Here is an 18,717-nt window from a genome sequence, read left to right on the forward strand (position 1 = left end):
CGGAATGGCAACAAGCTTCGCCGCCGCGATCCGGGATGGGCTGGCCACCGCGCTGGCGGCCGATCCGAACGTGATCTGCTTCGGCCTCGGCACCGACGATCCCAAGGGCGTGTTCGGCACCACGCTCGATTTGCACAAAGAGTTCGGCTCGCACCGGGTGTTCGACATGCCGACCTCGGAAGCGGCGATGACCGGCTTTGCGATCGGCGCGGCGCTGAACGGGATGCGGCCGGTGATGACGCATCAGCGGCTCGACTTCGCGCTGCTGTCGCTCGATCAGCTCGTCAACAATGCCGCCAAATGGCGCTTCATGTTCGGCGGCAAGCGCGGCGTGCCGATCACCATCCGGATGATCATCGGCCGTGGCTGGGGTCAGGGCCCGACCCATTCGCAGAGCCTGCAATCCTGGTTCGCGCACATTCCCGGGCTGAAGGTGGTGATGCCGACCACCGCGGAGGACGCCAAGGGCCTGCTGCTCGGATCGATTTTCGACGACGACCCGGTGATCTTCCTGGAGCATCGCTGGCTGCACAATATGCAGGGCGAGGTGCCGACGGGCGATGTCCGCACCCCGCTCGGCAAGGCGCGTGTGGTGCGCCAGGGCGATGCGGTGACGATCGTGGCGATGAGCTATATGACGGTCGAAGCGCTGCACGCGGTCGATCATCTGGCGGCCCAAGGCATTGCCTGCGATCTGATCGATCTGCGCAGCATTCGTCCGCTGGATTGGCCGACAGTGATTGCCTCGGTGCAGAAGACCGGGCGGCTGCTGGCACTGGATTCCGGGCATCTGACCGGCGGCGTCGCCGGCGAGATCGTGGCGCGGATCGCGACCGATCACTTCGCCAGCCTGAAATGCGCGCCGCAGCGGCTCGCGGCGCCGGACGTGCCCGAGGCCACCAGCCCGGCGCTGACGAAGACTTACCACGTCCGCGCCGAGCACATCGCCGAGGCCGTCGGTGACATGCTGGGACGCGAGGTCGAAACCGCCTCGCTGATCGCCCAGCGCAGTTTCCCGCACGACGTGCCGGGCACCTGGTTCTCGGGACCGTTTTGAGGGCGCGATGATGGCACGATCTCTCACCGTCATTGCGAGGAGGCGAAGCCGACGAGGCAATCCACTGGCTCAGTGCACGGAGCTCCTGGATTGCTTCGCTTCGTTCGCAATGACGGGGCGAGGGCGGGACTCGAATAGGCGGAGGTTGTCATGCCTGTGACCTTCCGCGCGGCGGTGCTGCACGAGCTGAACCAGCCGCTCTCAATCGAGATGGTCGAGGCGCCGCCGCTCGCGGCCGGACAGGTATTGGTCAAGCTGGCTTACTCCGGCGTCTGCCACAGCCAGGTGATGGAAGCGCGCGGCGGACGCGGACCGGATCGCTATCTGCCTCATATGCTCGGGCATGAAGGCTCGGGCGTCGTCGTCGAGACCGGCGCGGGCGTCACCAAGGTCAAGCGTGGCGACCGTGTCATTCTCGGCTGGATCAAGGGGCAGGGGGCCGACACCCAGGGCGTGCGCTATCCCAGCGGGGAGCGCGTCATCAACGCCGGCGCCGTCACCACCTTCAACGAATACGCCGTGGTCGCGGAAAACCGTCTCACGCCGCTGCCGGCCGGGCTGCCGATGGATGTCGCGGTGCTGTTCGGCTGCGCGCTGCCGGTCGGCGCCGGCATCGTCATCAACATCGCCAAGCCGCAGCCCGGTTCGACGCTGGCGGTGTTCGGCCTCGGCGGCATTGGGCTCGCGGCGCTGATGGCCTGCAAGCTGTTCGCCTGCAAGCAGGTGATTGCGGTCGATGTCGAAGCCGCCAAGCTGAAGATGGCGACAGAACTGGGCGCGACCACGGTGATCGACGCCTCGCAAAGCGATCCGGTCGAGGAGATCCGCAAGCTCACCGGCGGCCTCGGCGTCGACATCGCGATCGAGTCCGCCGGCCTGACCCGCGTGATCGAGCAGGCGTTCGACGCCACGCGGCGGTTCGGCGGACTGTGCGTGTTCGCCTCGCATCCGCGCAGCGGCGAGAAGATCGCGCTCGACCCGTTCGAGCTGATCTGCGGCAAGCGGATCCTCGGCACCTGGGGAGGCGATGCCAAGCCGGAGCGCGACATCGAATTGCTGGCGGGACTGTATCGCGACGGCAAGCTGCCGCTCGATGCGATGTTCACCCGGCGCTACACGCTCGACGAAATCAACGAGGCGCTGGACGATCTCGAACATCGCCGCAGCGTGCGCCCGCTGATCGAAATCGATCCGTCGCTGAGGTGACGACGATGCTGCATCCCGAGACCGGCGCCACGCTCGCGGAGATCCGGAAGAAAGCCGGGCGCCGCCGCAGCATCGTGTTCGTGTCGGGCAATTTCAACATCGTCCACCCCGGCCATCTGCGGCTTCTGAAATTCGCCGCCGATTGCGGTGACTATCTGGTGGTCGGCGTCACCGCCGATCCCGGCTACGACTGGATGCTGCCGGCCGAGCTGCGGCTCGAAGGCGTGCGCGCGATCGGCGTGGTCGACCACGCCTTCCTGCTGCACGATGCTGCGGAGGATTTCATCGCGGCGCTGCAGCCGAATGTCGTGGTCAAAGGCAAGGAGCACGAGGGCGCCGACAATCCCGAAAAGGCGGTGCTCGATGGCTATGGCGGCCGCCTGGTGTTCTCCTCCGGCGAAGTCGCGTTCTCGTCGCTCGATCTGATCAAGCGCGAGTTCCGCGAATTCAATCCGTCGTCGATCGTCAAGCCGCTCGACTACCCGCGGAGGCATCGCTTCGAACCGCTCGAGCTGAAGAGCGTGCTGGCGGGATTTCCGAAGCTGCGGGTGCTGGTGATCGGCGACCTGATCGTCGACGAATACATCGCCTGCGATCCGCTCGGCCTGTCGCAGGAAGATCCGACCATCGTGGTGACTCCCGTGCTGCGCGAGCTGTTCGTCGGCGGCGCCGGGATCGTCGCCGGCCATGCCGCCGGCATGGGCGCCCAGGTCGGGCTGCTCACCGTCGGCGGCGGCGACGCGATGGCGGACTTCGCCCGCGAGCGGCTGGCGTCGTACAATGTCGACGCCACCATCCTCACCGACGAAAGCCGGCCGACCACCACCAAGCAGCGGTTCCGCGCCGGCAACAAGACGCTGCTGCGCGTCAGCCATCTCAAGCAGCACGACGTCGATGCCGATCTGCAGACGCGGATGCTGGAGACGATCGAGCATCGGCTGCCGACGACTGATCTCGTGGTGTTCTCGGATTTCAACTACGGCTGCCTGCCGACCCGGCTGGTCGAGGCGGTCGGGCAGGCGTGCCGCGCCCGCGGCGTCCCGATGGTGGCCGACAGCCAGTCGTCGTCGCAGGTCGGCGACATCTCACGCTTCACCGAGATGCTGCTGATCAAGCCGACCGAGCGCGAGGCGCGGCTGGCGATGCGCGATTTCGATTCCGGTCTGGTCGTGCTGGTCGAGGCGTTGCGGGAAAAGGCACGCGCCAAGAACGTGATCCTGACGCTGGCGGCCGAGGGCCTGTTGGTGCACGCCGAAACCGGCAGCGCCGGCACGGTGGTGACCGATCGGCTGCCGGCGTTCAACACCGCGCCGAAAGACGCTGCGGGCGCCGGCGACTCGTTCTTCGTCTGCGCCGCGCTGGCGCTGGCGATCGGCACCGACATCTGGCGCAGCGCCTATCTCGCCTCGATCGCCGCCGCCTGTCAGGTCGGCCGCATCGGCAACATTCCGGTCACCGCGCGCGACATCATCCGGGAGCTCGACACGTGAGCGGGAGTGCCAAGGCGCTGCTGGTCGCGGCCGGCCTCGGCACGCGGCTCGCGCCGCTCACCGACGTGCTGCCGAAATGCCTGATGCCGATCGCAGGGCGCCCGCTGCTCGGGCTGTGGCTGCAGATGCTGAGCGAGGCAGGGTTCTCGGAGATCGTCGTCAATCTGCACCATCACGCCGAGCTGGTGAGCGAGTACATCCGCCGCAGCCCGTGGTCGGGGCGGGTGATCCTGGCGCCCGAAGCCACGCTGCTCGGCACCGCCGGCACGCTGCTGCGGCATCGCGAGCGCTTCATGGAGGGGCCGACGCTGTTCGCCCATGCCGACAATCTCAGCCTGTTCGGTCCGCGCGCCTTCCTCGCCGCCCATGCGCAGCGCCCCGCCGATACGGCGATGACGATGATGAGCTTCGTCACCGATCAGCCGCAGAGCTGCGGCATCCTCACGCTCGACTCCGCCGGCCGCGTGCTGGAGATGGACGAGAAGCCGCAGCATCCCAAGGGCAACCTCGCCAACGCCGCGGTTTATATCGTCGAGCCCGAGGTGATCGACTTCATCGCCTCGCTCGGCAAGCCGGTGGTCGATTTCTCGACCGAAGTGCTGCCTGTGTTCATGGGGCGGATCTTCGCGTTCCACAATGGCAGCTATCATCGCGACATCGGCAATCCCTCGAGCCTGGCGCTGGCGCAGCTCGATTTTCTGCTTGCGGCTATTCAGTTCGAAAACTCTCCCCGTCATTGCGAGGAGGCGCAGCCGACGACGCAATCCAGCCCTGTGCGCGGGGCCTCTGGATTGCTTCGCCTTCGGCTCGCAATGACGGAGACCAATAGCGACGATCCCTGGTATGGCCTGATGACCGACAACAACGGCGCTCTCGCCACAGCCTTCGCGCAGGCTGCGGCAAAGACCTATGGGGGCCAGCGATGAGCGGCAGTGTCGTCATCGCGGCGATCTCCAGCGACATCGGCGTCAGGCTGGCGCAGCTCTATCGGGCGCGGGGCTACGATGTCATCGGCACCTATCGGTCCAGCGAGAATCTGGACGAGCTGAAGGCCGATGCCGGCATCCATCTGGTGCGTTGCGATCTGACCGATCCCGGCAGCGTCCGCAGCGCGGCGGCGGAGATCGCATCGCTCGGCAAACCGTGGGAGCGGCTGATCAGCGCCGCCGGGCAACTGTCGCCGATCGGCGATTTCTTCGGGCGCGATTTCGAGGATTGGGCGGCGTCGCTGTCGCTGAATTCGGTTGCGCAGATGCGGCTGCTGCACGCGCTGTATCCGCATCGCGCGCAGGGGGCGATCACCAAAGTCGCGTTCCTGGTCGGCGGCGGCATCAATGGCGCGTTCCGCAACTACTCGGCCTATTGCCTCGGCAAGGTGATGCTGGTGAAGCTGTGCGAATTGCTCGACGACGAGTACCAAGACGTGCACGCGATCGCGGTCGGCACCGGCTGGGTCAACACCAAGATCCATCGTCAGACCGTCGAGGCGGGCGACGACGCCGGCGTCAATCTGCGCCGCACCCTCGAATTCCTGGACAGCGGCGCGCAGGGCACGTCTTACGAGGATATCTTCGGCTGCATCGAATGGGCGTTCGAAGCCGGCCGTGCAGCGACCGGCGGACGCAATTTCTCGGTGGTGCACGATGCCTGGCGCGGCGGCGGTGCGGCGCTGACCGAACGGCTCGTCACTGATCCGAACATTTACAAGCTGCGCCGCCACGGCAATTGATCGGCCGCGCGAGGAGGACAAGCGTGAAGCTCTCCGACTATGTCATCGACTTCCTGGCGCGGCGCGGCGTCACCCATGTGTTCGGGATTTCCGGCGGCGCCGCGGTGCCCATGTTCGATTCCGCCCAGCGCCATCCGGACGTCACCCCGATCTTTCCGCAGCACGAGCAGGCGGCTGCGATCGCTGCCGACGGCTATGCGCGCGCCACCGGCAAGCTCGGCGTCGCCATCACCACCTCGGGCCCCGGCGCCACCAACCTGCTGACCGGGGTGTGCTGCGCCTATTACGATTCGGTGCCGACGCTGATGATCACCGGACAGGTGGCGACGCATCGGCTGAAGGGCAAGAATCAGATCCGCCAGCTCGGTTTTCAGGAGACCGACGTCACCTCGATCTTCGCCACCGTCACCAAATACGCGGTGCAGATCTCCGATCCCACCACCATCCGCTATCATCTGGAGAAGGCGTACTACCTCGCATTCGAAGGCCGGCCCGGTTCGGTGCTGATCGATCTGCCTGACGATCTGCAGCGCGCCGAGATCGATCCCGAAGCGCTCGCTGGCTTCACGCCGGAACCGGCAACCGCATCCAGCGATCTCGACGCAGAGATTGCGGCGCTGCTGCCGCTGATCGCGCGCGCGAAACGTCCCGTGCTGGTTCTCGGCGGCGGGCTGTCGACGCCGCGGATCGGGTCGATGCTGGATCAGCTCGTCGACCGCCTCGGCATGCCGGTGCTGACAACCTGGGCGGCGACCGATCTGATCGCAGCCGATCATCCGCTGCGGGTCGGGCCGTTCGGCGTCTATGGGCCGCGGCTCGGCAATTTCACGGTGCAGAACGCCGACCTGATCCTGTGCCTCGGCAGCCGTCTGTCGCAGAACGTCACCGGCGGCATCCTGCCGTCGTTCGCCCGCGAGGCGACGATCGTGATGGTCGACGCCAGCCGCGGCGAGATGGACAAGTTCGATGATCGCGGCATTCGCATCGCGACCCGGATCGCGGCGCGGCTCGATGACTTCGTGCCGAAGCTGCTCGCCGCGGTCGAGGCGGCCCCGCTACGCGACGCGTGGCTGAATACGATCGCGCATTGGCGCAGCGCGCTGCCGGACGATCGGCCCGGCCCCGCGCCCGACAATGCCGGCTTTGTCGACGCCTACGACTTCATCGACAAGCTCAGCGACGCCGCGCCCGCCGATGAACTGCTCTATGTCGACACCGGCGGCAACCTGACCTGGACCTGCAACGGCTTCCGCATCAAGCGCGGCCAGCGGCTGATCTCGGACTGGAACAACACCGCGATGGGCTACGCGCTGGCGGCGTCGATCGGGGCCGCGGTACAGACGAAAGGCGGCGTCACCTGCATCATCGGCGACGGCGGCCTGATGCTGTCACTCGGCGAACTGGCGCTGCTGAAGCGGCACCAACTGCCGGTGCGGCTGATGCTGTTCAACAACCACGGCCACGGCATCCAGAAGCAGACGCTGGAGACCTGGCTCGACGGCCACTATGTCGGCGTCGATGCGCCGAGCGGATTGTCGTTCGTCGATTTCAGCAAAGTCGCCGAGGCGATGGACCTGCCGGTGGTCACGATCAGCCGCAGCGTCGACATCGCCGGCCAGCTCCGCGAGGTCTATGCCCGCAACGGGCCGGTTTTCTGCAACGTCGAAATCAATCCGGCGCAGAAGCTGTATCCGGTGCTGAAGTTCGGCGCGCCGCTGGAGAGCCAGTTGCCGGCGATCGACGACGAGCTGATCAAGCGCGAGATGCTGATCGCGCCGTTCGTCGCCGGCACCGCGCCGAAGCACAGCGGCGGCGCGGGGGTGTAGTGCGAAATGGGCTCAGCGTCCGCGGCGCAGCGCCCGGTCCTTGGCCTCGTCGAACGGGGTGGCGCACCAGCGTTTCCACATTGTCCGGTAAGCGTCTTCGACCGCGCGGGTGTAGGCGGCCGGGCCGCAGCGCTCCAGGATGAAGTCGCGCAGGCCGCGCCGGATCGAGCGCAGCCGCTCCAGATCCGGTTTGCTGGCGATCTCGATGTAGCGCGCATCGTCGGTCGCGATGAAGTCCGGCAGCCCTGCGGCGGCGAGCACCGCGCAGCCGACCCGGCTGGAGACGGCGTTGCCGAGCCGGCTGACGACCGCGACGCCCATGTATAGCGCTTCCCAGGTCGAGACGCCGCCGGCCTGCGGGAACGGGTCGAGGCAGAGATCGATCTGTTTGAGGGTTTCGAGGTGGTCCTGGCGCGAACTGGATCCGAGCAGGGTGATCCGGTCCGCCGCGATGCCGCGCGCGGCAAACTTCTCCAGCAGCGTCTGTCGCACCGCCGGATCGTCGATCTGGTGGTCCTTCAGGATCAGCCGTGACGTCGGCACCGCCGCGAGCAACTGCGCCCACACCTCGATCGCCGCGTCCGACATCTTGGAGATCCGGTTCAGCGAGCCGTAGGTCAGATAGCCGTTGCGGTCGAACGGCAGGTCCTGCGAGCGCCACTCGTCGGGCAGCGGCTCGACGATCACGATCGACGGCAGGTCGTAGATCGCCTCGGCATAGAAGTGCCGGTCTTCGACCGGGATCGCCACCGGGTCGCCGAGCAGATAGTCCATCACCGGCAGGCCGGTGCCGGTGGCGTGGCCCCAGGCGGTGACCTGGACCGGCGCCGGCTTGCGGGCGAACACGCGCAGCCGGTTGCCGCCGGAATGGCCGGACAGATCGACCAGGACGTCGACCTTGTCCTGCTTGATCTGGTCGGCGAGCTGCTGGTCGGTCATGTGGGTCATGTCCCGCCACTTGTCGGCGGTCGCCTCGAACGCCCGCGTGACGTCGTCGGGGATCACCACGCCCGAGTACAGCACCACTTCGAATTGGCTGCGGTCGTGATGCTCGATCACCGGGCGGAACGAAAACGCCGCCGAGTGCGCACGGAAGTCGGCCGAGACGTAGCCGACCACCAGACGGCGGTCGGGATCGCGATCGTTGGTCGGCGGCACCGCGCAGGCCCGGTAGATCGGCGCGCCGACTTGCGTCCACCAGGTCTTGCGGGTCGCCTGCTGGGCCTCGATGGTCGAACCGGCGCAGAAATCCATCGAGAAGATCTTGCTCGAGATCGCCGCTTCGAAGTTCGGGCGCAGCTCCAGCGCGCGACTGTGCAGGGTGGTGGCGGTCTCGGCGTCGCCGAGCGCGGCCATGCAATTGCCGAGCAGCGTCAGCGCCGGCACCGAGTTCGGCTCGACCTGCAGCACCGCGGTGCAGGTCGCCAGCGCGTCCTTGACGTTCCTCATGAACAGCAGCGTCTCGGCGCGGGCGATGCCGGCCTCGACCGGCCGCTTGCCGATCGACAGCGCGCGGTCGTAGCACGCCAGCGCCTGGTCGAACTGCTTCAGTTCCTTGAACGTCGTGGCGCGGTTGATGAAGGCGATGTCGTTGAGCGGGTCGATTTCGATCGCCCTGGCGTAGCTCGCCAGCGCCTCGTCGTAGCGGCCGAGCTTGTGCAGCGCGTTGCCGCGATCGTTCCAGCTATCGGTGCGGCCGGGAAGCAGTTCGATCGATCTGTCGAAGCTCTCGATCGCCTCGGCGTGGCGGGCGAGGCTGGCCAGTGCGATGCCGCGATTGGCGTATGCGAGCGCAAGGGCAGGATCGAGCGCGAGTGCCTTGTCGCAGGCCGCGACGGCTTCGGCGAACCGAGCCGAGGCGATCAGCATGATGCCCATGTCGGAATGCGCCTGGGCAGATCCCGGCTCGATCAGCAGCGCGCGCTTCAGCGACCGGATGCCGAGCTCGAGATTGCCGCTCTGATATTCGGCGAGCGCGTAGAAGTGCAGCGCGGTGAAATTGTCCGGCGCCTTTTTCAGCACCTTCTTGTAGGCGGAGCGCGCTTCGTCGAGCTGGCCGTGCTGATGCAGGACCCGGGCACGCATCAGCAGCACCACCGGCTCGTACGCCTTGTCGGTCCGGTTGCCGGTGGGAATGGCCTTGCTGCGTCCGGGCTGCATTCTGATGATCCGAATCTGACGGAGTGAGCGTACCTCTTCCGGTCCTGAGACGCACCTCAGAGAGACCCGCAGGCGAGGCATCCTCTGCCGGTCGCGTGAATAATTCATTAACCATCGCGCCTCACCCCGGCAAAAGCCGTGCCTCATGCTGCGTGGCGACGATACCGCACGGATTCGGGGGCGGGGCAGGCGCGAATCAGCCCGCGGAATTTCCCGAACGACGCACCAGCAGCGCATCTGAGCTGGTGTCGAGTATTGATTCAATTGGAGTTTTTCTCCTTAAGATGCTGTTAACCATATTTTAAATGGCCCCGGCCATAGTCCCCGGTGCTCAGGAAGAAGGTAGGCCGAGAATCGGCCGCGTTGATCCGGTGCGCACGTGTGTCGTGCAGCCGAGGTCCCTCTCCAGAACAGGCGTCTAAACACAACCGGCGAGCGTCGCAGCGGCAACGATCCGTTCGACGCGAGCAGCGACGTGCGACTGAAGGTCGACGTCCAGCGCGGATCAGGAAGGTTTGCATCATGGCTGATGTGGTTCTCTCAGCAGCGGTTCGCCAGAATCTGCTATCGCTGCAGTCGACGGCCGATCTGTTGGCGACGACGCAGAACCGGCTTGCCTCCGGCAAGAAGGTCAATACCGCGCTCGACAATCCGACAAACTTCTTCACCGCAGCAGGGCTCGACAGCCGCGCCAGCGACATCAACAATCTGCTCGACGGCATCGGCAACGGCGTCCAGATCCTGCAGGCGGCCAACACCGGCATCACCTCGCTGAACAAGCTGATCGACACCGCCAAGTCGATCGCCAATCAGGCGCTGCAATCGAACGTCGGTTACAGCACCAAATCCAACGTTTCGACCACGATTGCCGGCGCTACGCCGAACGATCTGCGCGGCACCCAGACCTTCGCCAGCGCGATCGCGACCAGCAACGTGATTTACGACGGCACCGTCGGCGGTACCAACGGGGTGTCGGCGACCGATACGCTCGGCGGCGGCATCGGCAGCGTGTCGTCGCTTGCTGCCGTGACCAAGAACGTCGCCACCGACGCCACCGCGACCGGCGCCGTGCTGTACACCGGCACCGCGACCGCGACCGCGACCGGCACCGACCTGATCTCGTCGCTGACCAACGGCTCGACCACGACCCCGACGGGGCCTCAGGCGGGCGACGTGCTGGTGGTCGACGGCAAGACCATCACCTTCACCGCGACCGGCACGCCGACGATCGACAGCAACGGAAACTACACGCTCGGCGTCAACCAGCCGATCAACGCGCTGCTGGCGACCATTGACACCATCAATGGTAACACCTCCAACGCGTCGGTGGTCAATGCCGCCGGCCGGCTCGAGCTTCACACCGGCACCAATCGCGAACTACAGATCTCCGACACCACCGGCGGCACCGTGCTGGCCAAGCTCGGTCTCGGCTCCTCGGTGACGGTGCCGCTCGGCAGCGCCGCTGCCACCGCGATCAACGCCAGCACCAAGCTGTTCAATTCCGTCGGCGGTCTCGGCGCGGCGATCGCCGATGGCACCACGCTGACGGTGAACGGCAAGACCATCACCTTCAAGGCCTCCGACCCGCCGTCGCCGTCGGGCCTGCTGGTCGGTTCCGGCGTGCTCGGCAACATCGTCGCCGACTCGCAGGGCAACTCGACGATCTATCTCGGCACCAGCAACACTTTCACCAACGCCACGGTCGGCGACGTGCTGACGGCGATCGATCTCGCCAGCGGGGTCAAGTCGGCGACGATTGCCGGCGGCGTCGCGACCTTCGCCGCCAACGGTACGCCGTCCTCGATCAGCACCGGCGGCGTGGTGACGCTGAATTCCTCGACCGGCGCGGACCTCCACGTCACCGGCCCGGCCGACTTCCTGAAATCGCTGAACCTCACCACCTCGACCGGATCCGGCCCGACCACGATCGACGTTCCCCGCATCACGGGGGCGGGCACCATCGGCACGCTGATCGAAGACGGGTCGATCCTGACCGTCAACGGCCAAACCATCACCTTCAAGAACGCACCGGTGCCGCTGCCCTCGGCGACCCACACCGGCGTGACCGGCAATGTCGAAACCGACGGCCTCGGCAATTCGACCGTGTACCTGCAGGGCGGCACCATCGCCGACGTGCTGAAGGCGATCGACCTCGCCACCGGCGTGCAGACCGCGACGCTGTCGCAGACCGGCGCGACGCTGACGACGCAGACCGGCGCCGCGAACTCGTCGCTGTCGAGCGGCTCGCTGAAGATCTCGACCGGCAGCGCCTCGGACCTCACCATCAGCGGCACCGGCAACGCAATGCTGGCGCTCGGCCTCGCCGGCAACACCGGCACCTCGACCGTGTTCCAGGCGTCGCGCGCTTCCGGCGCCGGCGGCGTCTCCGGCAAGACCATGACCTTCACCGCCTTCAAGGGCGGCACCCCGGTCAGCGTCACCTTCGGCGACGGCACCGGCGGCACGGTGAAGACGCTCGCCCAGCTCAACGCCAAGCTGGCGCCGAACAATCTGATCGCGCAGATCGACGCCAACGGCGTGCTGACCATTTCGTCGAACAACGACTACGCCTCGTCGACGCTCGGCTCGGCGGAGGACGGCGGCGTGCTCGGCGGCTCCATCACCTCGACGCTGACCTTCACCACGCCGAATCCGCCGGTCGCCGATCTCAATTCGCAGACCGCGCGCGCCAAGCTGGTCGAGCAGTACAACAACGTCATTGCGCAGATCACCACCACGTCGCAGGACGCGTCGTTCAACGGCGTCAACCTTCTGAACGGCGACACGCTGAAGCTGGTGTTCAACGAGACCGGCAAGTCGACGCTGACCATCGTCGGCACCGCGCTGTCGCCGGCGGCGCTGGGCCTGCCGACGCTGGTCGCCGGCGTCGACTTCATCGACAACGCCGCGACCAACAAGACGCTCGCCGCGCTCAACACCGCATCGACCACGCTGCGCTCGCAGGCGTCGTCCTACGGCTCCAACCTGTCGATCGTGCAGATCCGTCAGGAATTCGCCAAGAACCTCATCAACGTGCTGCAGACCGGCTCGTCCAACCTGACGCTGGCCGACACCAACGAAGAAGCAGCCAACAGCCAGGCGCTGTCGACCCGGCAGTCGATCGCCGTGTCGGCGCTGTCGCTGGCCAACCAGTCGCAGCAGAGCGTCCTGCAACTGCTGCGGTGATCGCGGCGCCCCCGGCCTCGCGCCGGGGCGGCGAGGGCGGGCCATCCGCGGTCCGGACGTCGGCGCGATTCGGCGCCGCGCAAATGGCCGTTGCATTTTTCCCCGGAAACGACGCTGCGTTTGTGCTGGATCGATTCGGAAACCCTGCGCATAAGAAAAAACGGCTCGAGCACGAGTCGGTTTTGGCCCGGTGACCGTATGCGAAGGGAGAGACGATGCCTCTGCGAGTCGAATTGAAGCCGTTCGAGCGGATTGTGATCGGCCAGAGCGTGATCACCAACTCCGACACCCGCACGACATTTCTCATCGACGGCGACGCGCCGATCCTGCGCGAGAAGGACATCCTGACCGCGGAGACCGCCAACACGCCGGTCAAACGCATCTATCTCTGCGTACAGATGATGTATCTGCAAAACGACATACCGGCGTATCAGGATTTGTATCTAGGTTTCATCAAAGACCTGCTCGAGGCGGTTCCGAGCTTTCGCGAAACGATCGAAGCAACCAGTAATCATATCTTAAGCGGCAATCTCTATAAGGCACTCAGAGAGCTGCGCCCCCTCATCAAGCGTGAAGAAGAATTGTTGTCGAGGTAGACGATGTCGAGTGCCGCGCAAGCTTACGCCAGAACCGCGCAAAGAACCGCATCTCCCCGCGAGATCGAAGCGCAGGCGTTGCTGAAGGCGGCCAAGCAGCTCCAGGACGTCGTCACCAACTGGGACGAGAAGGGCGCGATCGGACTTCAGGAAGCGCTGATGTTCAATCGCAAGCTGTGGTCGATCTTCGTCTCCGAAGCGATGCGCGACGACAATCCGCAATCGATCGAGATCCGGCAGAACATCGCCAACATCGGCGTGTTCGTGCTCAGCCAGTCCAGCGCGTTGCAGATCAAGCCGGAAGTCGAGCGCCTGCAGGCGCTGATCGACATCAACCGCAACATCGCCGCGGGCCTCAGCGGTCGCGCATGAGCAGACGCGCGGTGCCGTGTCCGGTGCGATCGGTTCGGTCAGCACGAAGCGCCCGCGCCTGCAACCGGCAGGCCGGGGAGTTCGCGACGAACGATCCGAGCAGGCGTCAGACGACGCGGTCGGTCGTGAGCGAGCCGGTACGCTCGGGCTTCGAATGCTCGAGTTCGCGGAAATAAGCGCGTGCCTTGAGCTGCCAGGATTCAGGATACTGGCTGATCACCGCCTGAGTGTCCTGATCGACGGCGACGTACACCATCTGCGCCGCGGCCCGATCGAAGATCACCTGACGGGAGACCGACGGCGCTGGATCGCTCCCGGGCTTCGCCGGGGGCATAGCCGATCCGGCCTCCGCTGCGGTGACGCTCCGAGGCGCCGGCAGATCGGTCGGTACGGCAGCTCGCGCCGCATCAGGCTCCGGCCTGAGGATCGGCGTCATGACCGGCGCCCCCACCGGCTTTGTGGCGAAATCGATACTCATGTCAGCCTCCTGGCCTCCATCAGGTCAATCCCACACCTCCGCCAGCATCGTGGCAAACAGTTCTGAAATTCCTCCTGCAAAGACTCCGATGATTTGAATCGAAAGCGGTGCTTACCGGAGGCGTGCACGACTCGGCGCCACTGCGCGCCCGCTTCGCAGCGATCGATCGGAGGGAGGCGTCCTACAGCGACCGGCTGACCGCGATCGGCGTGAGCTGGCGCGGGCTCGGGCCGGTGTGCCGGCCGTAGGCGGTGTAGGTCTGCGGCGAGTTGCGCTTCTGCACCTCGGCGTTGACGCCGCGGACGATGCCTTCCGAGACGGCATGAGCGGTTGCGAGGACGGTGAGGTTGACCTGCAGCATCGCCCTGAACACTTCGTGGTGCCGATGCAGCGTGGCGAGCAGATCCGGCGTCGCTTTGGCCATGTAGGGCTGGCTGGCGCGCACCAGCGTGATCGCAGCGATGTAACGCCGGGTGCCTTCGGTCTTGTCGCCCTCGAGCCGCATCGCGTCGGCGATCTGACCGGCGCGCACAAGCTCGGTTTCGCGCTCGATCACCTTCAGAAGCGATTCCATCACCTCGATCAGGCCCGCGGCGAGGGTGCGGGCCGCCGCCGGCGTGGTGACGGGCTGTACGGCAGCGGGCTGAACTTGCTGGCTTTGCGTCGCGGTCATGGCGTCGTCCTTTGCGGTCTCAGGAGCGGGCTGCCTGTTGCAGGATCAGGGAGCGGTACACGTCGCTGGCGATGCCGACGCCGCCGGCCTTGGCGATCGCCTGCGAATGCTGTTCGGTCAGCATCGAGCGCCAGACGCCGGTTCCGACCGTGTCGCCGAACGGTCCGTCTCCCTTCAGTCCGGTGGTCATCTGCGAAAACATGGTGTTGAGGAACATCGCTTCGAAGTCTTTGGCGGTCGCTTCGGCCTTCTTCTTGACCTGAGCCGGCAGCTTCGACAGCGCCTCGGCGAGGGTGAAGTCGGGCCGTCCGTTGTAGGTCGGAAGGGTCGGGCCGTAGGCGTTGGAGAGCGGCATCACATCACCTCGATGTCGGCTTCGATCGCACCGGCGGCCTTGATCGCCTGCAGGATGCCGATCAGGTCGCGCGGACCGATTCCCAGGCTGTTGAGGCCGTCGACGAGCTGCTGTAGCGAGACGCCGTCCTTGACCACGGCGAGCTTCTTGCCGTCCTCGGTGACGCCGATGCGCGAATTCGGCGTGACGACGGTGCGGCCGCCGCCGAGCGGATTGGGTTGGCTGACCTGCGGGCTTTCGGAGATCGACACCGTCAGATTGCCCTGGGCCACCGCCACGGTGGCGACCCGAACGTCGCGTCCCATGACGATGATGCCGCTGCGTTCGTCGATGATGATCTTGGCGACCTGATCCGGCTCGACCTGCAATTGCTCGATTTCGGTCAGCAGCGCCACCGCGTTGCCCTTGAATTCGGCCGGGATCGAGAGCTGGACGGTCGAAGGATCGAGCGGCTCGGCGCATTTGATGCCGAGATAGTCGTTGACCGCGGCGGCGATCCGCTTGGCGGTGGTGAAATCGGAGTTGCGCAGCGCCAGCCGCACGTTCGGCAGCCGGTTCAGGGCGAATTCGATTTCGCGCTCGATGATCGCGCCGTTGGCGATCCGGCCGACCGTCGGCACGCCGCGGGTGATCTTGGCGGCTTCGCCCTCGGCCTGGAAACCGCCGATCGCCAGCGAGCCCTGCGCGACCGCATAGACGTTGCCGTCGGCGCCGAGCAGCGGGGTGACCAGCAGGGTACCGCCTTGAAGGTTCTTGGCGTCGCCGAGAGCCGACACGGTAACGTCCATCCGGGTACCCTGTGTGGCGAACGCCGGCAGATTGCCGGTGACCATCACGGCCGCGACGTTGCCGGTCCGGATGGTGGCGCCGCGGATGTTGACGCCCATCCGCTCCAGCATCGCCTGCAGCGACTGCTTGGTGAACGGGATGTTGTTGAGGGTGTCGCCGGTGCCGTTGAGGCCGACCACCAGACCGTAACCGATCAACTGGTTCTGGCGGATACCTTCGATATTGGCGAGATCCTTGATCCGCGAGGTCGCGCCCGCCGCCACGCCGGACAGCAGCAGCGCACACAGGGCGGCCGCGGCCAGTTTCAGCAGGTGGGTGGGTACGCGCGGCATTGTCGGCTCCTGTCGATCCATCGCTGCTGTCGCGGGCGATGTGGTCGGTCTTTCCTTGCCAGTCCTGTGCCACCCGGCAAATTGAAGCAACCTGTTGAATTTGCGAGGCGAAAATCCATCGTCCAAGGTTCCGGACGGGTTCCAGACGCGGCGAAACTGCCGTCGCCGGCAAATCTTGCCGAGCCGTTTACCCATCGTTAACCATAAACCGGTTTGCTGCGGGTCGGGGGCCTCAGCCCTGTTGCCGCCCTGGGTGTAAGCTGTTCCGCGGCGAGCCTGGACACGGCGAGAGACACGATGCGCATTTACGGTCCGAACGGCACCACCACCTCGACCGGCTCCGGCACTGTCCGGCGCTCCGGATCGAGCACGTTTTCACTGCCCACCGCCCCGACACCTTCCGAAGCCAAGCCGATCAGCGCGCCGCGCCCGCCCGCCGGTCTCGATGCGCTGCTGGCGATGCAGGGGGTGGAGGATGCCACCGAGCGGCGCAAGCGTTCGGTGCAGCGCGGCCGCACAGCCCTGGATGCGCTCGACGATCTGAAGATCGGGCTGTTGTCCGGCTCGCTGGACGGCGCCACGGTGGCCCGGTTACGCGCTGCCGCGGCCGAACTGAAGAACTCCTCCGGCGACCCCGGCCTCGATGCGGTGCTCGCAGAGATCGAGCTGCGGGTCGAGGTCGAACTCGCCAAGGCCGGCCAGGCCTGACCCGGCCAATCCCGTTCCCCAGCTATTCCGGCGTTCCGGTGCGATCGGTGCGGACGATATTGTCTGTCACAACCCGGCGCTATATAAGCTGCCGCGCAGGCGGGGTGCTTACCGTCTGATGTGAATCATGGATTGCCCTTGGAAAAGTTGAAAGACTATCGACCATCCGAGAAAGAGCCGTTCATGAACGAGCGGCAGCGCGAGTATTTTCGCGCCAAATTGTTGGCTTGGAAGGACGAGATCCTGCGTGAAGCCAAACTCACGCTCCAGGCACTACAGGAAGAGAACGTCAATCATCCCGACTTGGCCGATCGCGCCTCTTCCGAAACCGACCGCGCGATTGAACTGCGCGCTCGCGACCGTCAACGCAAGTTGATCGCCAAGATCGACGCAGCGCTGCAACGTATCGAAGACAACACCTACGGCTATTGCGAAGAGACGGGCGAACCGATCTCGCTGAAGCGGCTCGAGGCGCGCCCGATTGCGACGCTCTCGGTCGAAGCCCAGGAGCGCCATGAGAAGCGCGAAAAGGTGTATCGCGACGAATAGGTCGGTCGCCTGATTGAAGTTTTACGGCGTCGCTCCCGGTTGGAAGCGGCGCCGTTGTTTTTTCGAGCATGGCCTTCGCTGTACCGCTCCGGGAGCGAACGGACGCGCAGGCTCAGTATCGGCGCTGACGCTGACGAGGCTGTTGCTGCGGCGGCGGAACGTCCTGCGGCTCGGCGGCCTGCTGGCGTGCGCCGAACGCGACCACAGGATTGATGTCACAATAGGCCCGGGTGCCGGAGGCCGTCACCATGCACTGCTGGTAGGAGTCGAACTGGCAGTTGCCGGGGTAACCCCATTCGCCGCCTTGCAGGCAATAAGGGAAATCGCGGGCCGAGGCCGGAGCCGCCGCCAGGGTGAGGATGGTCGCTGCCGCCAACAACGCGGCGCCGGTCTTGGTCATCTGAATCTCTCCATTGGGCCCGATGGTTCGACGAGGAATCATCGGGCGCGGGGGAACGTAGCGTCCTCCGGACGCGATACAACTACGATCCCGGGATGCCGTCGATGCGCCGGATCATGTCCGCCGATGTCCGGACCGAGGAGTTGTGATCGGCCGTGATCCGGCGTGTCCGCACCGGGCCCGGGTTTCGCGCCTCAGTCTTTCCGCGTCATCGCCAGCAGCCGCGCCAGCAGTTTCTTGCGGTCCATCCGGAGATCGGGGGCGAGGTGGGTGAGGTCGGCGAGCCAAGCGCCGTCGGCGGCGAGCCGGACGATCTCCAGCGCCGGCGCGGAGTCGGTCTTCTTGTGCGTCGCCAGCCATGCCCGCATCCTGGCCGACCAGCGCGGCCGCAACAGCGGATCGGTCATCATCGACACCGCCAACGCGCCGCCGCACTGGCTGTGGTCCTGATCGCTGAGGTTGAAGGTGGCTCGGACATAGGCGCGGGTGAAGCAGCCGTAGCTGGAATCGTCGGCCTGCAGCGCCTCGTCGACGGCGGCGCCGAACACGTCGAGCTGGGCGTCGAACACCGCCTCGATCAGTTTGTCCTTGGTCGGGAAGTGATGAAACAGGCCGCCTTTGGTGACGCCGGCCGCGGCGGCGACGGCCTGCACCGTCACCGCCTGCAGCCCCCGCTCCAGCGCCAGGGCGGCGGCGCAATCGATCAGCGCGCGCCGGACGACTTCCGGTTGTTTCTTTCGCTCATAGGCGCTGCTCATCGCGGCGAGAGGCTCTCCCTGTGACGTTGCGGTGAATCTAGACGGAGGGCGGT

At 66.0% G+C, this 18,717-nt stretch carries 18 protein-coding genes; 11 read left to right on the forward strand and 7 right to left on the reverse strand.

Annotated features, from left to right (window positions below):
- The first annotated feature begins 4 nt into the window (after nucleotides 1-4).
- The 6 genes from DU475_RS04010 to DU475_RS04035 all read left to right on the forward strand — a co-directional run bounded on the left by DU475_RS04010 (nucleotide 5) and on the right by DU475_RS04035 (nucleotide 7,308).
- Nucleotides 5-1,057, forward strand: coding sequence for an alpha-ketoacid dehydrogenase subunit beta (locus DU475_RS04010; RefSeq protein WP_164630828.1), 1,053 nt, complete (start codon nucleotides 5-7; stop codon nucleotides 1,055-1,057).
- 150 nt (nucleotides 1,058-1,207) lie between these two features.
- Nucleotides 1,208-2,263, forward strand: coding sequence for a zinc-binding dehydrogenase (locus tag DU475_RS04015; protein ID WP_164630830.1), 1,056 nt, complete (start codon nucleotides 1,208-1,210; stop codon nucleotides 2,261-2,263).
- Between the two features lie 5 nt (nucleotides 2,264-2,268).
- A complete protein-coding gene (locus DU475_RS04020) occupies nucleotides 2,269-3,753 on the forward strand; it encodes a PfkB family carbohydrate kinase (protein WP_164630832.1) in 1,485 nt (494 codons plus the stop codon).
- The gene (locus tag DU475_RS04025; RefSeq protein WP_164630834.1) at nucleotides 3,750-4,679 is read left to right on the forward strand and encodes a nucleotidyltransferase family protein; all 930 of its coding nucleotides are present in this window, start codon (nucleotides 3,750-3,752) and stop codon (nucleotides 4,677-4,679) included. Before DU475_RS04020 ends, DU475_RS04025 begins: the two co-directional genes overlap by 4 nt.
- Nucleotides 4,676-5,482 (forward strand): SDR family NAD(P)-dependent oxidoreductase, encoded by an 807-nt coding sequence (locus tag DU475_RS04030; RefSeq protein WP_164630835.1) that lies wholly within the window; start codon nucleotides 4,676-4,678, stop codon nucleotides 5,480-5,482. The genes DU475_RS04025 and DU475_RS04030 overlap by 4 nt, the downstream gene beginning before the upstream one ends.
- A gap of 23 nt (nucleotides 5,483-5,505) precedes the next feature.
- Nucleotides 5,506-7,308 carry a thiamine pyrophosphate-binding protein gene (locus DU475_RS04035; protein WP_164630837.1) on the forward strand — a complete coding sequence of 601 codons (1,803 nt, stop codon included), beginning with the start codon at nucleotides 5,506-5,508 and terminating at the stop codon, nucleotides 7,306-7,308.
- 12 nt (nucleotides 7,309-7,320) lie between these two features.
- On the opposite strand, the gene DU475_RS04040 is transcribed toward DU475_RS04035, so the two are convergent.
- Nucleotides 7,321-9,468: a tetratricopeptide repeat protein gene (locus DU475_RS04040; RefSeq protein ID WP_164630839.1), complete on the reverse strand. Its 2,148-nt coding sequence runs from the start codon at nucleotides 9,466-9,468 to the stop codon at nucleotides 7,321-7,323.
- A 522-nt stretch (nucleotides 9,469-9,990) separates the two neighbouring features.
- Between DU475_RS04040 and DU475_RS04045 the strand changes: the two genes are divergently transcribed.
- The 3 genes from DU475_RS04045 to flaF all read left to right on the forward strand — a co-directional run bounded on the left by DU475_RS04045 (nucleotide 9,991) and on the right by flaF (nucleotide 13,622).
- The gene (locus tag DU475_RS04045) at nucleotides 9,991-12,654 is read left to right on the forward strand and encodes a DUF1522 domain-containing protein (protein ID WP_013501209.1); all 2,664 of its coding nucleotides are present in this window, start codon (nucleotides 9,991-9,993) and stop codon (nucleotides 12,652-12,654) included.
- Nucleotides 12,655-12,869: 215 nt separating this feature from the next.
- On the forward strand, nucleotides 12,870-13,250 hold the full coding sequence (gene flbT, locus DU475_RS04050) for a flagellar biosynthesis repressor FlbT (RefSeq protein WP_013501210.1): 381 nt from the start codon (nucleotides 12,870-12,872) through the stop codon (nucleotides 13,248-13,250).
- 3 nt (nucleotides 13,251-13,253) lie between these two features.
- On the forward strand, nucleotides 13,254-13,622 hold the full coding sequence (gene flaF, locus DU475_RS04055; RefSeq protein WP_013501211.1) for a flagellar biosynthesis regulator FlaF: 369 nt from the start codon (nucleotides 13,254-13,256) through the stop codon (nucleotides 13,620-13,622).
- A 106-nt stretch (nucleotides 13,623-13,728) separates the two neighbouring features.
- On the opposite strand, the gene DU475_RS04060 is transcribed toward flaF, so the two are convergent.
- The 4 genes from DU475_RS04060 to DU475_RS04075 form a co-directional block, all read right to left on the reverse strand.
- Nucleotides 13,729-14,100, reverse strand: coding sequence for a hypothetical protein (locus DU475_RS04060; protein ID WP_013501212.1), 372 nt, complete (start codon nucleotides 14,098-14,100; stop codon nucleotides 13,729-13,731).
- 181 nt (nucleotides 14,101-14,281) lie between these two features.
- Entirely contained in the window at nucleotides 14,282-14,773 is a 492-nt protein-coding gene (locus DU475_RS04065) for a hypothetical protein (protein WP_013501213.1), read from the reverse strand.
- Between the two features lie 19 nt (nucleotides 14,774-14,792).
- On the reverse strand, nucleotides 14,793-15,128 hold the full coding sequence (flgJ, locus tag DU475_RS04070; protein ID WP_013501214.1) for a flagellar assembly peptidoglycan hydrolase FlgJ: 336 nt from the start codon (nucleotides 15,126-15,128) through the stop codon (nucleotides 14,793-14,795).
- Nucleotides 15,128-16,249, reverse strand: a complete 1,122-nt coding sequence (locus DU475_RS04075) for a flagellar basal body P-ring protein FlgI (RefSeq protein WP_013501215.1) — start codon at nucleotides 16,247-16,249, stop codon at nucleotides 15,128-15,130. Before DU475_RS04075 ends, flgJ begins: the two co-directional genes overlap by 1 nt.
- Before the next feature lie 297 nt (nucleotides 16,250-16,546).
- On the opposite strand from DU475_RS04075, the gene DU475_RS04080 reads away from it, so the two are divergent.
- Together DU475_RS04080 and dksA are read left to right on the forward strand one after the other, a co-directional pair.
- Entirely contained in the window at nucleotides 16,547-16,957 is a 411-nt protein-coding gene (locus DU475_RS04080) for a flagellar assembly protein FliX (protein ID WP_013501216.1), read from the forward strand.
- A 138-nt stretch (nucleotides 16,958-17,095) separates the two neighbouring features.
- The gene (gene dksA, locus DU475_RS04085; RefSeq protein ID WP_013501217.1) at nucleotides 17,096-17,506 is read left to right on the forward strand and encodes an RNA polymerase-binding protein DksA; all 411 of its coding nucleotides are present in this window, start codon (nucleotides 17,096-17,098) and stop codon (nucleotides 17,504-17,506) included.
- A 112-nt stretch (nucleotides 17,507-17,618) separates the two neighbouring features.
- Here dksA and DU475_RS04090 read toward each other — a convergent pair whose 3' ends face one another.
- Both DU475_RS04090 and DU475_RS04095 read right to left on the reverse strand, forming a co-directional pair.
- Nucleotides 17,619-17,906, reverse strand: coding sequence for a DUF3551 domain-containing protein (locus DU475_RS04090; RefSeq protein ID WP_013501218.1), 288 nt, complete (start codon nucleotides 17,904-17,906; stop codon nucleotides 17,619-17,621).
- 194 nt (nucleotides 17,907-18,100) lie between these two features.
- A complete protein-coding gene (locus DU475_RS04095; RefSeq protein WP_013501219.1) occupies nucleotides 18,101-18,664 on the reverse strand; it encodes a TetR/AcrR family transcriptional regulator in 564 nt (187 codons plus the stop codon).
- Between the last annotated feature and the right edge of the window lie 53 nt (nucleotides 18,665-18,717).

The organism is Rhodopseudomonas sp. WA056, from assembly GCF_010906995.1.
Classification (GTDB): Bacteria; Pseudomonadota; Alphaproteobacteria; order Rhizobiales; family Xanthobacteraceae; genus Rhodopseudomonas; species Rhodopseudomonas palustris_G.